The organism is Gloeotrichia echinulata CP02, from assembly GCA_038087035.1.
Classification (GTDB): Bacteria; Cyanobacteriota; Cyanobacteriia; order Cyanobacteriales; family Nostocaceae; genus Gloeotrichia; species Gloeotrichia echinulata.
Genome location: CP051187.1, coordinates 264553 through 277420, shown reverse-complemented (window position 1 = coordinate 277420; position 12868 = coordinate 264553). Strand labels below are relative to the sequence as shown.

The following is a 12868-nucleotide window of genomic DNA, read 5'->3' as shown; positions in this document are numbered from 1 at the left end:
TAGTTGAATCTAGTGAAATCGAATCGCCGTCTCTACCTGGGTCAAATGGGAAGTATCTCCCTTGAGTTCTAATAACCATTCTGAGTCTTGACGTACCACTTTGACTAAGGAACATAAGGAAGCCTTAACTTCCGTTTTCGCAATTTCCCCGACTAACCCCATTGCCCCACCTAGGACTGATGCACCATGTGCTACCAGTAGTATATCTTCGGGAAAGTATTCAGCCGCAAGACATCTAGCAGTTTGTCCAGAACGTTCCCGCACTTGTTCGTGAGTTTCAGGATACTTTGCAGCTATCCGTGGAGTGTAGCTGAGGTCAATTCTGGGAAATAATTTTTTTAACGCTAGAGTTGACAGTCTTTCTGGTTCTTCTGTCATCCAAGCCGGATTTAGCCATTCACTCAAGCCTGTTTCTAGTTTAATGGGCAAATCCAGCACTTGGGCGACGGCGTTGGCGGTTTGTACCGTTCGCAGAAAAGGTGAAGCAAAAATCTGAGTAATATTTTCTAAGTACAAGCGCTTGGCTAGCTGCTGTGCTTGGACAAAACCATCATCAGACAGAGGTGGATCGTAGCGTCGTTCAGCGGTGAGAAACCAATCAGGGTTTACGAAGTCGAGACGGTTGGCGTGTCTTGCTATCCAGACAATTTGACTCATGAGTTTAGAGATTAGGGCGAATTGATTTTTTCGCTGTACTGATACAGCCCGCTGATGCGGGCTGCAAATTACATCTTATGCTGAAGCTTTCTGCTCTAATTGTTGTAAATCGACCCACGCTGTAGGGGTTTAGCAATGCTAAACCCCTGCGAGAACTGTGGTTGTTCAAATCATTCATATTTAGTTTCTCCCGACAAAATCTTTACTCAATCATTCATTTTTCATTAAAAATAGAGAATATAGCGTTAATTATACTTGATAAACCAGTTAAATGACCGGAAATTTCTCAGCAATTGTAGCAGAAATATACATAGAAACTTCACATAAATAACAAGACTCTGACACATGAGTTTGTGATAGTTACATTGTTGGTTCGTTGAATGAAATCAATTAGGAGTCTCAAATGAATAAGTTTGCTAAAGCTTTACTTCTTTCTCTAGTACTTGTTGGACCTGTAGCTATTGCTGCGCCCGCTGTGAAAGCAGAAGTTGCTACTCCGGCTATGTCTAGTCATGTTAAAGCCAACAAAGGCGTTAAGAAGCATTCAGTCAAAACACATCACACCAAAAAACATCACGCTAAGAAAACTGTTCAACACTAAGGGATTGATAATTGAAACTCCCCTGGCTAAAGCCCTTCACGCAGCGTGTCCCAGACAGGGGATTCTCAATTCACCCTAGCAACCTCTACTCTGACAGGCTTTAGCCAGGCACAGTAGAGGTTGCTAGTCCTTTAGCGTTACTTCGGGATTGCCCATCCCTAGCTTGCATAGCAAGATTATAAAATATTGATTGCAGCGTTTTCATCTCTATGCAAATTACAACCACAGCGACAAACGTGGTTGTAATTTGCATAGAGATTTTTTCATATTGACGCCACAATCACTACATTTTTTATTTGTATAATGAGGTGCTAAAATTAAATTCCTTGCGTAGTTATGTTGAGTACTTATTGAGAGTAAATCTGTCAACTGCCCCACCCACGAGGGGATGGGGCTTGTAACTAGGAAACAGAATTTCCTGAAACATACGGGGTATTGACTGACCCCTGCTCCAAAGACCGGTAGGTAGAGGAGAGAATATAGTCATCACGGACATTTCTAGAAGCATTGAGATCCGCGTGAGTTTGGTGTCCACAGTTTTTGCAATGGAACTTAGACTTATGGCGGTTTGTTCTTTTAATATGCTGACAAACATTGCACTTTTGGGAAGTGTACCGAGGGTCTTGGTGTACCACTCGTTTTCCTAAAGCTTCTGCTTTGTAAGCTAAGAACTGCTCTTGTTGGTAAAATGCCCAACTACCCAACCATTTATTCATTTGCTTACCGCGTCGTTGGGTACGAATACTAGACAAGTCTTCCAGCACAAAAACCGCTATATCTGCTTGGTTAGCTAGCTTTTTACTTACACAATGGTTCGTGTCCTTCATGAACCGCTGCTCGCGTCCAGACATCGCCTTGAGGCGACGTTTAGCGCTACGAGTGCCTTTTTGTTGGAGCTGACGACGATTGAATAAGTAACGTCTTTGAGTATTTCTAATTTGGGAACTGGAGAAAAATTGTCCGTCAGAAGTTACTGCTTGATGGTAAAGCCCCTGGTCAATTCCCTGAATTCCCCCAGTAATTTCTGGCGGATTCTGTGATTCAAAAACCAGTCGAACCCAGAACTGTTTTGAAAGCTTTGAATAAGTTAAAGTTGCACCTCTAAATTCCCAAGTCTCAAAAACTTGTTTGAAATAATCAGGAATTTCTAGGATTAATTTAACTCGCTTACCAATACAGGACAAGGTTAACTGATGTCCACGCAATGTCATAGTGCGCTGATCATACCTCAATCCTGATGTTTGTTTTTTTCTGGGAAGGCGCTGGAATTTAGTGGCTTTAATTGCTTCTAAAGCATTTTCCCTGACTGTTTGCAATAACGCAGAAGGAACACTCGGATACTGTATTCTTAGTAAATGATACAGTTGCTTGTGTGCCTTATTTTTGTTGTAGCTACTGTTAGCTAATGCCCAGTCAATATGAGCATTAAAAATTTCTGCACACTGATTCATCAAAGGCAGGAACCTTGTAGATGGTAAATCAACTGGGATACTAACAGTACGCTTCATTAGAGAGCCACTCCGTTGCTTTGGCTGGGCATTTAATTACAGGCCAAATTGGGTGTAAAATGAGTATATCAGAAACTTTATATAGTTAAGCAATATACTCTAAAAATGAAAATACTTTCTAGTTCACACGCCAAACACTGCCTTGGCTACCACATCATATTTTGCCCAAAGTAATGAAATTAATCTCTGCTGTGCATATATTTAATACTTTTAAAGATTTGAAAAAGCGTAGATTTTGGGGATCTCGACTGTGGAGCGACGGAACATTCTACTCGTCTGTCGGTGGTACATCGTCCGAGGCAGTCAAACAATATATTGCCACCCAGAAGCAACGCGGATAGTGTTAGATTAGGGGGTATCGAACCCCCTAATTTAACCGTGCTTACATCCCCGCCCACAAGGGGACGGGGTTTTACGCACGATCAATAAAATTATCTGATCGCCAATACCTCGACAAGCTCAGTACAAGTACAAAATCGCCAATCTAAAACGCTTATGGCTGAAGAACTGAATTTTCAGGGAGATGGTAGCGATCGCCTACCACCCCAAAATATTGAAGCAGAAGAAGCGATTTTGGGGGGAATTTTACTAGATCCCGAAGCGATGGGTCGAGTGAGCGATCGCCTCAAATCAGAAGCTTTCTACATTAGCGCTCACAGAGATATCTATACTGCAGCCCTGCTGCTCCATCGCCAAGGTAAACCCACAGACCTGCTAGCGGTGACAACTTGGCTGGCTGATAACGATTTACTAACCCGAATTGGTGGGAGAAATAAATTAGTCACCCTGGTAGACCGCACCGTCTCAGCCGTTAACATCGACGCCTTGGCTGGGTTGGTGATGGACAAATTCCTGCGACGACAGTTAATTAAAGCTGGTAATGAAATTGTTCATCTCGGTTACGAAACTGAGAAAGAGCTACCAATTGTATTAGATCAAGCAGAACAGAAAGTTTTTGGCGTTACCCAACAACGTCCCCAATCAGGTTTAGTTCACATTTCTGATACCCTAATTAATGCTTTTCAAGATATTGAAAACCGTCATCAAGGTATTGCTTTACCGGGAATTCCCTGTGGTTTCTATGATTTAGATACCATGACCAGTGGCTTTCAGCGTTCTGATTTGATTATTGTAGCTGGCAGACCATCAATGGGGAAATGCCTCAGCTTTGATTCAGAAATCGTTCTCGCAGATGGTCGAATTGCCACAATTGAAGAATTATACAAGCACCGTCACGGCACATTATTAACGTTAAATGACAACTGGAAATTTACCTTTACCCAACCATCTGCGTTTGTGGATGATGGTATTAAACCAGTTTTTCGTGTTACTACTCGCTTGGGGCGGACTATTGAAACTACAATCACCCATCCATATTTGACTATTAAAGGCTGGCAAAGATTAGAACATCTGAAAGTGGGTGATAAAATAGCCGTTCCCCGCCAAATAGATGTGTTTGGTAGCGAAGCCATGCGTGAGTGCGAAGTCAAGTTATTAGGTTATTTAATTGGCGATGGTGGTTTAACTAACAGCAATCCACGATTTACAAATAGTAATCCATTACTACAAGCAGATTTTTCCCAAGCCATCATCAGTAAATCTAGTGGTAATTCACTAACAGCTTGGTTGGAAAAATTAGGTTTATGGGGCAAAGATGCTCATGCTAAAACTATTCCAGATATCGTCTTTAAATTAGAGCGATCGCAATTATCTCTATTACTTAACCGTCTTTTTGCTACAGATGGATGGGCTACACTACTTTCTAGTAGTCAATCACAGTTAGGCTATACAACTGTCAGCGAGAAACTAGCCAGACAGATCCAACATCTGTTATTAAGATTTGGCATTATTGCCAGTCTTAAAAAGCGTTCTGTAAAGTATAAAAACACCCGCAGATCAGCGTGGCAATTAGATATTACTGATGCCTTATCTATCAAGAATTTCATCTCAGAAATTGGTATCTTTGGCAAAAAAGAGGCCTTAGCAAAAGTTGCAGCAGCTATAGCTCAAAAGAGATATCAAACTAATTGTGACCTAATACCTATAGAAATTTGGGAACAAATAGCCGCAGCTAAAGGTAGTGAAACTTGGAATAGTTTAGCCAGACGGGCTGGTATTCAAGACCATACAAATATGCACGTAGGTAAACGTGCTTTAGGAAGAGAAAGGCTTTGGATTTTAGCCACGGCTTTAGATAATTTGCCACTTCAACAGTTAGCAAATAGCGATATTTACTGGGATGAAATAGTTGCTATTGAGTCAATGGGTAACAAGCAAGTCTATGACTTAACAATTCCAGAAACACACAATTTTGTTGCCAATGATATCTGTGTTCACAATACAGCATTTTGCTTAAACCTGGCTCATAATATTGCATCTGGCTACAAATTACCAGTGGCTGTGTTTAGCTTAGAAATGTCCAAAGAACAACTGGCGCAACGGTTATTAGCGAGCGAAGCTGGAATTGAAAGTAGTTATCTGCGGAGTGGACGTATTAGTCAAACCCAGTGGGAACCCTTAAGCCGTGCTATTGGTATGCTTTCTGATATGCCAATTTTTATGGACGACACGCCAAATATGACCGTTACAGAAATGCGTAGTCAGGCGCGGCGTTTGCAAGCAGAACAAGGTATGGAACTAGGATTAATAGTCATCGATTACTTGCAATTAATGGAAGGTGCAGGTGATAATCGTGTACAAGAATTATCCAGAATTACCCGTTCTCTTAAAAATTTAGCCCGTGAATTATCTGTCCCAATTATTGCCCTTTCTCAGTTGAGTAGAGGTGTAGAAGCACGCACTAACAAGCGCCCCATGTTATCAGATTTGAGAGAATCGGGTTCTATTGAACAAGACGCGGATTTAGTAATGATGTTATACCGCGACGATTATTATAATCATGACAGTCCAGATCGCGGCATTGCCGAAGTCATAGTAGCTAAACATCGTAACGGACCGACCGGCACTGTTAAACTCTTATTTGATCCGCAATTTACCAAGTTTAAAAACTTAGCTAGACCTAATCATTATTGAAGTGCAAAACCCTGTTTCTAGCTCCCAATCCCCAGCCCCCAATCCCCAATCCCCACTCCCCACTCCCTACTTCACACTCAACAATTGCACATCAAAAATCAAAGTAGCGTTGGGAGGAATTACGCCACCAGCACCACGAGAACCATAACCTAACTCTGGGGGGATAATTAACTTACGTTGACCGCCCACTTTCATCGTGCTAAGGCCTTCGTCCCAGCCTTGGATTACCTGTCCACGTCCGATGATAAAGCTGAAAGGACTGCGGCGATCGCGTGAACTATCAAACTTAGTACCATCTGTTAAAGTACCAGTATAGTGAACTTCAACCTTTTGTCCAGGTTGAGGAGTCTCTCCCGTTCCCTCCTCTATCTCGACATATTTTAATCCAGAGGCGGTAGTAATGGTATTGTCTTCAGGCATAGTATTCTTCGGAATTAAAGTATTGTTTTCAGTAACTGTAGTGGGTGCTGGTGTAGCTTGAGTCACATTATTAGCAATGGACGAATTTTGTTTATTACCAACTTGCGCTAACACCAAAACCACAACACAGATCAGCATGAACGCCACACTGAGTAAAATTGATTTCAAATTAGCCCTCCCTATTTAGGCAGTCTGGCAAAAAGATGACCAACTGGATATTAAATCACAATGGGTATCCTAACGCCAAAGCTTATTTTCTAGATCGCGCACTTGACGCTCTAATCGGTCAATTCTACCGCGTAATTCATCCACTTCAGACTGACGCGCCACCCCTAAATCCTGCATCATATTTCGCACTTGTCGTTGCATTTGGGCGTCCCAGGTGCCCTGGTCAGAGCGCAACTGCTGTACAATGTCATCCATGACCGCCTTGGCTTGCTCAGGATTGAGCTTACCATCCTTAACCAATTCATCCCCCACTTGTCGGAGTTTGTCCGCTACCAAAGATGTAGTACCAATACCCAGCATTAATATCTGCTGCATCCAATTATTGTTATCCATACTCCCTTCCTCTTAGTTGTGTTAAAGCAACGGGTCTTTGCTCCTGAGTGTACGCAATCAAGCTATGCTGGAAGCGTAGTTATTCTAGCCTACAACTCTATTTTGGCAAATCCACAAGCAGAGGAATAACCGACTGAGATACCCCATGCCTAAAGGCATGGGGTTCTAACTCACGTAGTGAGTTTCGTTTACCCTCACAGGTTCCGACTCCTCCCTACGGGACGCTACGCGAACACACGCTATTAGATTACTGCACATTTCCTCTGTCCCACCAACGGCAGGAGACTTTGGACTAGCCTCGGTTCTCGGAAATTGATTTGACCCATTCTGCCAACCGTGCAGCAGGGATTTCTCCATCCCTAGCCAACCATTTCGGTTCTTGCGTACTTAGCGTGCTTAATTATTAGTTAAAGTCTATAAATTTGCTTTAAAAGTAAGACTTACAGGCGTTCATAATTTAATTTTCAGCAATATGACCAAAAATACAGGAAATAATGGCTATTACCGTATCTCAGTAAGGGTTTCAAGCTGATTATTTAATAAATTTAGCACGCTAAGTACGGAAGAGCCAAGTTTGTTTGAGTTGGCGATTGAATGTGCGATCGCTCCTACCATGTTAAATTACAATCCCTTGCACTGCTTACCCTCCGCCAGGGTGAGTGATGGCTTTAGCCTAACGCACTATACTTAAGATTTATTGGCTCAATTAACTCTTAAGCTTCTCCCGCACCCAAGCACGAAAAGATTTCAACAAAGCAATTTCACCCATACTTTTACTCTGCTGAATAAATCTGCTCATATCACTAACAGATATTATAGGAAAGGCAATACTAAACTCACACTCAACATATTCCCCATCTAGCAACTGATAAAATTTTAAATCCTTCCCGTCATATCTCCAAAGTTCAGTTACACCCAAGGCTGAATAAATATTAAATTTATTCACCGAACTGCTAGTAATATCAATTTCAATTGCTAAATCAGGTGGCGGATCTGTTTCTAAATCTAAAGTTTCCTTCCCTCTGACTCTCGGTTCAGTTTTTATATAGTAGCAGTTATCTGGTTCTATACCACGTCTGGCTAATTTCCGCTTTAAAGTTGTAGAACCAGCGCTTCTGAGTTCAATATCTAATTCTTCAGCTAAAGCAATAATAAAATTTCCCAAATTACTTTTGGGATTTTCGTGTTCAAAAAGTGGAGTCATGATTTCTAAAGTACCGCAGTCATAAGCAAAGCGAGAACCTCTATCCTCACCTGTATCTGTCAGCAAGGCTTCAAAGGTTTCCCAGCTAACGTTGTGTAGCACTGTTCTTTGTTCTGCGGGTGTTGACGTTACAAGCATATTAAAATACTTCTTCAGTCCAATATGATATAAAATTCCGAAAATTTTACCTATATCATTAATATAATATTCACTCAGGTCAATTTCAACCACTTGCTCATAAATCTTGAGAAACTTCCAGTTAGTTCCCGTTGTCACAGTCCCGTAAATAGTCTTAATATTATTGAAAATAAGGGATTTTATCGTCACAAATAAGCCTAAATAGGGTCGTGATAGGAATATACTGCATTTTGTTTACTAGGATTTTCCTGACGAACATCAAGTCCCCGACTGTCAAAAACACAAGATTTACCATTTACTTTCTTCAAACCGGTAGCCATCTCACCAAACCTGGTTGGCTTTTTCTTTTGAAATGCTTCTTCGAGTAGGCGAATAGCTTGATTTTGTGTTTTTTCAGAAACAAATCTACTCCAGGTTTTTCGCCAAAACGCTTCAGGACGATATCGAGCGCGTACCAAAATCTCTTTGCACTCTTTTTTAGGATAGTCCTGTTCTCGCCTTGTTGGACGTAGAGAGAATTCTGCTGATGTCGGGGATGTTTTCTTGAACTTAACAACTTGATACTCCCAACTTGAACCTCCGGCGATCGCAGCATGAGGAATTAAAACCCCAAGCAAGCATACCAGACTTAAAAGTTGGACGTAGAGAGAATTCTGCTGATGTCGGGGATGTTTTCTTGAACTTAACAACTTGATACTCCCAACTTGAACCTCCGGCGATCGCAGCATGAGGAATTAAAACCCCAAGCAAGCATACCAGACTTAAAAGTTGGACGTAGAGAAAATTCTGCTGATGTCGGGGATGTTTTCTTGAACTTAACAACTTGATACTCCCAACTTGAACCTCCGGCGATCGCAGCATGAGGAATTAAAACCCCAAGCAAGCATACCAGACTTAAAATAGGCTTTTTCATAAAGGTGTTTTACCAGCTAATTAAGTATTATAAGTATTAATATAAATCCAAATCAAAAGGTGGGCTAAAGCCCACCGTACATTAAGCGAATACCCCAGCAAAAAAGTCAAGAGTTTCCTTGAGTGCTTTGATAAAAATATCAATTTCCTCGCGGGTATTGTAGAAAGACAAACTCGCCCTAGCGGTTGCGTTAAGATGCAAATAACGGTGTAATGGTTGAGTGCAATGGTGTCCAGAACGAATAGCGACGCCTTCTTGATCTAATAATGTAGATATGTCATTGGCGTGGACTTCACCCACGGTGAAAGCAGCTAAAGCCGCTCTACCTTCTCCTGTCGGAGACGCTACGCGAACTCCCTTAGCATCTGGCTTGGGGCCGTAAATCCGAAGTTCGGGAATTTGCGCTAATTGTTGGAACAAATAAGCTGTTAATTCAGCTTCATAGGCGTGGATTTTATCCATACCTATATTAGTAAGATAATCTATCGCCGAACCCAGAGCGATCGCTTCCCCAATTGCGGGTGTACCGGCTTCAAATTTATGGGGTAACTCAGCGTAGGTAGAATGGTCTAAATACACCTCAGCTATCATCTCACCACCACCAAAAAATGGTGGCATTGATTCTAGCAATTCTAACTTACCATATAAAAATCCTATGCCAGTTGTAGCACACATTTTGTGACCAGAAGCTACCAACCAATCGCAGTCTATTTCCTGCACATCGATAGGCATATGAGGTACACTTTGACAAGCATCAACTAAGAATTTCGCGCCGTATCTGTGAGCAATCGTAGCAATTTCTTGGACTGGGTTAATACAACCCAAGGTATTGGATACATGGACTATGGACACCAATTTTGTTTTTTCAGAAATCAGTTGTTTAAACTGTTCTAAATCAAAAGTTTCTGCTGGTGTCAGTTCCACAAATTTTAACACTGCACCGGTTTTTTGGGAAACAAATTGCCAAGGAACAATATTACTATGGTGTTCCATCACCGAGAGAATGATTTCATCTCCCGGCTGCAAATTGTTCATTCCCCAACTGTAAGCTACCAAATTAATTGCTTCAGTTGCATTGCGGGTGTAGACAATTTCTTGGCGAGATACAGCATTAATAAATTTAGCAACTTTATCTCTCGCACCTTCATAAGCATCAGTAGCTTTAGCACTGAGAGTGTGGGCACCGCGATGCACATTAGCGTTATATTGTTCGTAATAATCTCGTAGAGTATTTAAGACGAACAAAGGTTTTTGAGATGTCGCCGCATTATCGAGGTAAACCAAAGGTTTATCATTGACTTGCTGGTGTAAGATAGGGAAGTCAGCGCGGACTTGATCGGCGAGGGTTTTGGTAGGAGTAAAAGTCATTGGTAGATAAGTCAAGAGTCAAGTGATGTAGACTTAAGATTATTGACGGTATTTAAAAGGATTTCTCGCAGAGAAGAAAGTGGGATTTCGTTGATAATTTCCGCTGCGAAAGCGTTAATTAACAAATTGCGGGCAGCATTTTCATCAATGCCCCGACTTTGCAGGTAGAATATTTCATCATCCTCCAACTGGCTGACAGTAGCACCGTGGGCACATTTAACGTTATCGGCAGTAATTTCCAATTGAGGTTTAGTATCAACCCTCGCCTTGGATGATAATAACAAATTGCGATTCAACTGACCCGCATCAGTTTGCTGCGCCGGCTTAGGAACAAAAACCTTACCGTTGAACACAGCATGAGCGCGATCGCCTACAATACACTTATGCAATTGCCGACTCACACCATAAGGATAATTCAGGGCGATCGCACTGTGAGTATCCCCCAACTGATTACCCCAAATCATCGTCAAACCATTGAGAGTAGTTTGGGTTTGCTCACCAGTTTGCAAAATCTCCAAATTGTGACGTGACAGCTTACCACCCAAAGTAATCGCATTACAAATATATCGACTATCACGAGCCTGAGTCACAGCAGTCTTCCCAACATGAAAAGCCGCAGCAGCTTCCCGTACAACCCTAGTGTGACTCACCTCGGCATTCTGGGCCAGCCAAATTTCCGTAACCGCATTAGTCAGGTAAACTCCCTCTGCGTCTGTGTGGTGCGTATAATCTTCAATCACAGTCAGCTGAGAACCACTTTCAGTCACCACCAAACAACGGGGTTGGGAAATACTCGCCATTTCACCCGTCACAGAAATAAACACCAAATGAATAGGCGTCTCAACTGCGACATTCTTCTGGACCAAAATAATCGCCGCATCCGACAAACCAGCGGTATTGAGAGCCGTAAATACTTCCTTAGCTCCCTCAGCCTCAGCTAAATACTGCTTAACTCGCTCCTGTAAATCCACCGATAACCCTGTTAGATTACCGACGACAACCCCAGAAGGTAAATTGGCGATCGCCGATAACTGTGGTACATAAACACCATTGACAAATACCAAACGGCTATTAACCGCTTCCTTAAGAATATCAGGCTGTAGAGACTTTACCTCTAAAGGTTCTACAGATTTGAATTCCACCTTTCGCAAAGAAGACAAATCAGTAAAGCGCCATTCTTCATCACGGGTCGTGGGGATAGTCGAGTGACGTACCCAATTAGCAGCGCGATCGCGCAATTCCTGTAACCAAATCATATCAGTTGGGCGAGATGCAATCTTCAACAACTCAGATAGATAAGCATCTCTATCCGTCAAACTGACAGTATCTGAGTTAGGAATGGGAGAAACTTGAATACTCATTTAGATACTCGTGAAATCGTTATAGAATATAAGGCGGTGCTGATTAAAAGTTTGAAAATCTCACGCACAGGCGCATTCACGGAGCGTTATCGTTCGCTCTGCGTCCCGTAGGGAAGAGTAGGCGCAGAGAGAGAATAAGAGTTTCGGCGGTGCTGAATCAGAATTATCAAATGCCAAAAATACCTTTCTTTTTCTTTGTACCTTTGCGCCTTCTCTGCGAGACGCTCCGCGAATGCGCCTTCCCTACGGGACGCTCCGCGAATGCGTGAGACAAATTCATCTTTCCATTGCCAGAAACATTACACCAGCACCTCAACTGCAGCATCTTCCAACACCCAGTCATAACCACGAGATTCCAATTCCAGCGCCAATTCCTTACCACCACTGGTGAGAATTCGCCCGAAAGCCATCACATGGACAAAATCTGGTATTATATAATCTAGCAAGCGCTGGTAATGGGTAATCATAATCGTGGCGTTTTCGGAATTGGTGAGTTGGTTCACTCCATGCGCCACAATTTTTAGCGCGTCTATATCCAAACCAGAATCAGTCTCATCCAAAATCGCTAACTTCGGTTCTAGCAGCGCCATTTGCAGAATTTCGTTCCGCTTCTTCTCACCACCAGAAAATCCTTCATTCACACTACGTCCCAGGAAAGCGGGATTCATCTTCACCACTTCCAACTTTTGCTCTACCAAATCATCAAAATCAAACGCATCCAATTCTTCTAAACCTTGCGCCTTGCGACGAGAATTGTAAGCAACCCGCAAAAAATCCAAATTGCTCACACCAGGAATTTCTAACGGATATTGGAACGCCAAAAACACACCTGTTCTCGCTCTTTCTTCCGGCGTCAATTCTAGCAGATTTTGTCCTTGAAAAATTACCTCACCACCAGTCACAGTATACGCCGGATGTCCAGCCAACACCTTAGACAAGGTACTCTTTCCCGAACCATTCGGTCCCATAATCGCATGGATTTCACCATAGCGAACTTCCAAATTCACACCCTTCAAAATCGGTGTCCCATCAACTTCAGCCGTCAAGTCACGCACCGACAGCAAAACTTCACTATTTTCAATAATCATCTTCTCTCTCTCTCTG

12 protein-coding genes are annotated in these 12868 nt (G+C 42.3%); 2 read left to right on the top strand and 10 right to left on the bottom strand.

All coding sequences use genetic code 11. The features are described 5' to 3' along the window. Positions 1–9 precede the first annotated feature (9 nt). The gene (locus tag HEQ19_01250; GenBank protein ID WYL98354.1) at positions 10–657 is read right to left on the bottom strand and encodes a histidine phosphatase family protein; all 648 of its coding nucleotides are present in this window, start codon (positions 655–657) and stop codon (positions 10–12) included. Between the two features lie 403 nt (positions 658–1060). On the opposite strand from HEQ19_01250, the gene HEQ19_01245 reads away from it, so the two are divergent. Continuing rightward, positions 1061–1258 carry a hypothetical protein gene (locus HEQ19_01245; GenBank protein ID WYL98353.1) on the top strand — a complete coding sequence of 66 codons (198 nt, stop codon included), beginning with the start codon at positions 1061–1063 and terminating at the stop codon, positions 1256–1258. A 401-nt stretch (positions 1259–1659) separates the two neighbouring features. Here the strand turns inward: HEQ19_01245 and HEQ19_01240 are convergent, their stop codons facing one another. Beyond that, positions 1660–2766: a transposase gene (locus HEQ19_01240; GenBank protein WYL98352.1), complete on the bottom strand. Its 1107-nt coding sequence runs from the start codon at positions 2764–2766 to the stop codon at positions 1660–1662. Between the two features lie 495 nt (positions 2767–3261). On the opposite strand from HEQ19_01240, the gene dnaB reads away from it, so the two are divergent. Beyond that, a complete protein-coding gene (gene dnaB, locus HEQ19_01230; protein WYL98350.1) occupies positions 3262–5799 on the top strand; it encodes a replicative DNA helicase in 2538 nt (845 codons plus the stop codon). Positions 5800–5865: 66 nt separating this feature from the next. On the opposite strand, the gene HEQ19_01225 is transcribed toward dnaB, so the two are convergent. From HEQ19_01225 to sufC, 8 genes are all read right to left on the bottom strand, one after another. Further along, a complete protein-coding gene (locus HEQ19_01225; protein ID WYL98349.1) occupies positions 5866–6387 on the bottom strand; it encodes an FKBP-type peptidyl-prolyl cis-trans isomerase in 522 nt (173 codons plus the stop codon). 69 nt (positions 6388–6456) lie between these two features. Further along, on the bottom strand, positions 6457–6780 hold the full coding sequence (locus tag HEQ19_01220) for a phasin family protein (protein WYL98348.1): 324 nt from the start codon (positions 6778–6780) through the stop codon (positions 6457–6459). A 706-nt stretch (positions 6781–7486) separates the two neighbouring features. After that, positions 7487–8122 (bottom strand): Uma2 family endonuclease, encoded by a 636-nt coding sequence (locus tag HEQ19_01215; protein WYM03189.1) that lies wholly within the window; start codon positions 8120–8122, stop codon positions 7487–7489. A gap of 197 nt (positions 8123–8319) precedes the next feature. Further along, positions 8320–8811, bottom strand: coding sequence for a hypothetical protein (locus tag HEQ19_01210; GenBank protein ID WYL98347.1), 492 nt, complete (start codon positions 8809–8811; stop codon positions 8320–8322). Continuing rightward, positions 8805–9035, bottom strand: coding sequence for a hypothetical protein (locus HEQ19_30590; protein WZI67084.1), 231 nt, complete (start codon positions 9033–9035; stop codon positions 8805–8807). The genes HEQ19_01210 and HEQ19_30590 overlap by 7 nt, the downstream gene beginning before the upstream one ends. Before the next feature lie 81 nt (positions 9036–9116). Beyond that, a complete protein-coding gene (locus HEQ19_01200) occupies positions 9117–10403 on the bottom strand; it encodes a cysteine desulfurase (protein ID WYL98346.1) in 1287 nt (428 codons plus the stop codon). Between the two features lie 11 nt (positions 10404–10414). Next, positions 10415–11764, bottom strand: coding sequence for a Fe-S cluster assembly protein SufD (gene sufD, locus HEQ19_01195; protein WYL98345.1), 1350 nt, complete (start codon positions 11762–11764; stop codon positions 10415–10417). Positions 11765–12063: 299 nt separating this feature from the next. Further along, positions 12064–12852, bottom strand: coding sequence for a Fe-S cluster assembly ATPase SufC (sufC, locus tag HEQ19_01190; protein WYL98344.1), 789 nt, complete (start codon positions 12850–12852; stop codon positions 12064–12066). Between the last annotated feature and the right edge of the window lie 16 nt (positions 12853–12868).

Excerpts from the sequence above, each read along its gene's own strand:
- HEQ19_01250 (WYL98354.1), bottom strand. The coding sequence starts at position 657 with ATGAGTCAAATTGTCTGGATAGCAAGACACGCCAACCGTCTCGACTTC.
- HEQ19_01245 (WYL98353.1), top strand. The coding sequence starts at position 1,061 with ATGAATAAGTTTGCTAAAGCTTTACTTCTTTCTCTAGTACTTGTTGGA.
- HEQ19_01240 (WYL98352.1), bottom strand. The coding sequence starts at position 2,766 with ATGAAGCGTACTGTTAGTATCCCAGTTGATTTACCATCTACAAGGTTC.
- dnaB (WYL98350.1), top strand. The coding sequence starts at position 3,262 with ATGGCTGAAGAACTGAATTTTCAGGGAGATGGTAGCGATCGCCTACCA.
- HEQ19_01220 (WYL98348.1), bottom strand. The coding sequence starts at position 6,780 with ATGGATAACAATAATTGGATGCAGCAGATATTAATGCTGGGTATTGGT.
- HEQ19_01215 (WYM03189.1), bottom strand. The coding sequence starts at position 8,122 with ATGCTTGTAACGTCAACACCCGCAGAACAAAGAACAGTGCTACACAAC.
- HEQ19_30590 (WZI67084.1), bottom strand. The coding sequence starts at position 9,035 with ATGAAAAAGCCTATTTTAAGTCTGGTATGCTTGCTTGGGGTTTTAATT.
- HEQ19_01200 (WYL98346.1), bottom strand. The coding sequence starts at position 10,403 with ATGACTTTTACTCCTACCAAAACCCTCGCCGATCAAGTCCGCGCTGAC.
- sufD (WYL98345.1), bottom strand. The coding sequence starts at position 11,764 with ATGAGTATTCAAGTTTCTCCCATTCCTAACTCAGATACTGTCAGTTTG.
- sufC (WYL98344.1), bottom strand. The coding sequence starts at position 12,852 with ATGATTATTGAAAATAGTGAAGTTTTGCTGTCGGTGCGTGACTTGACG.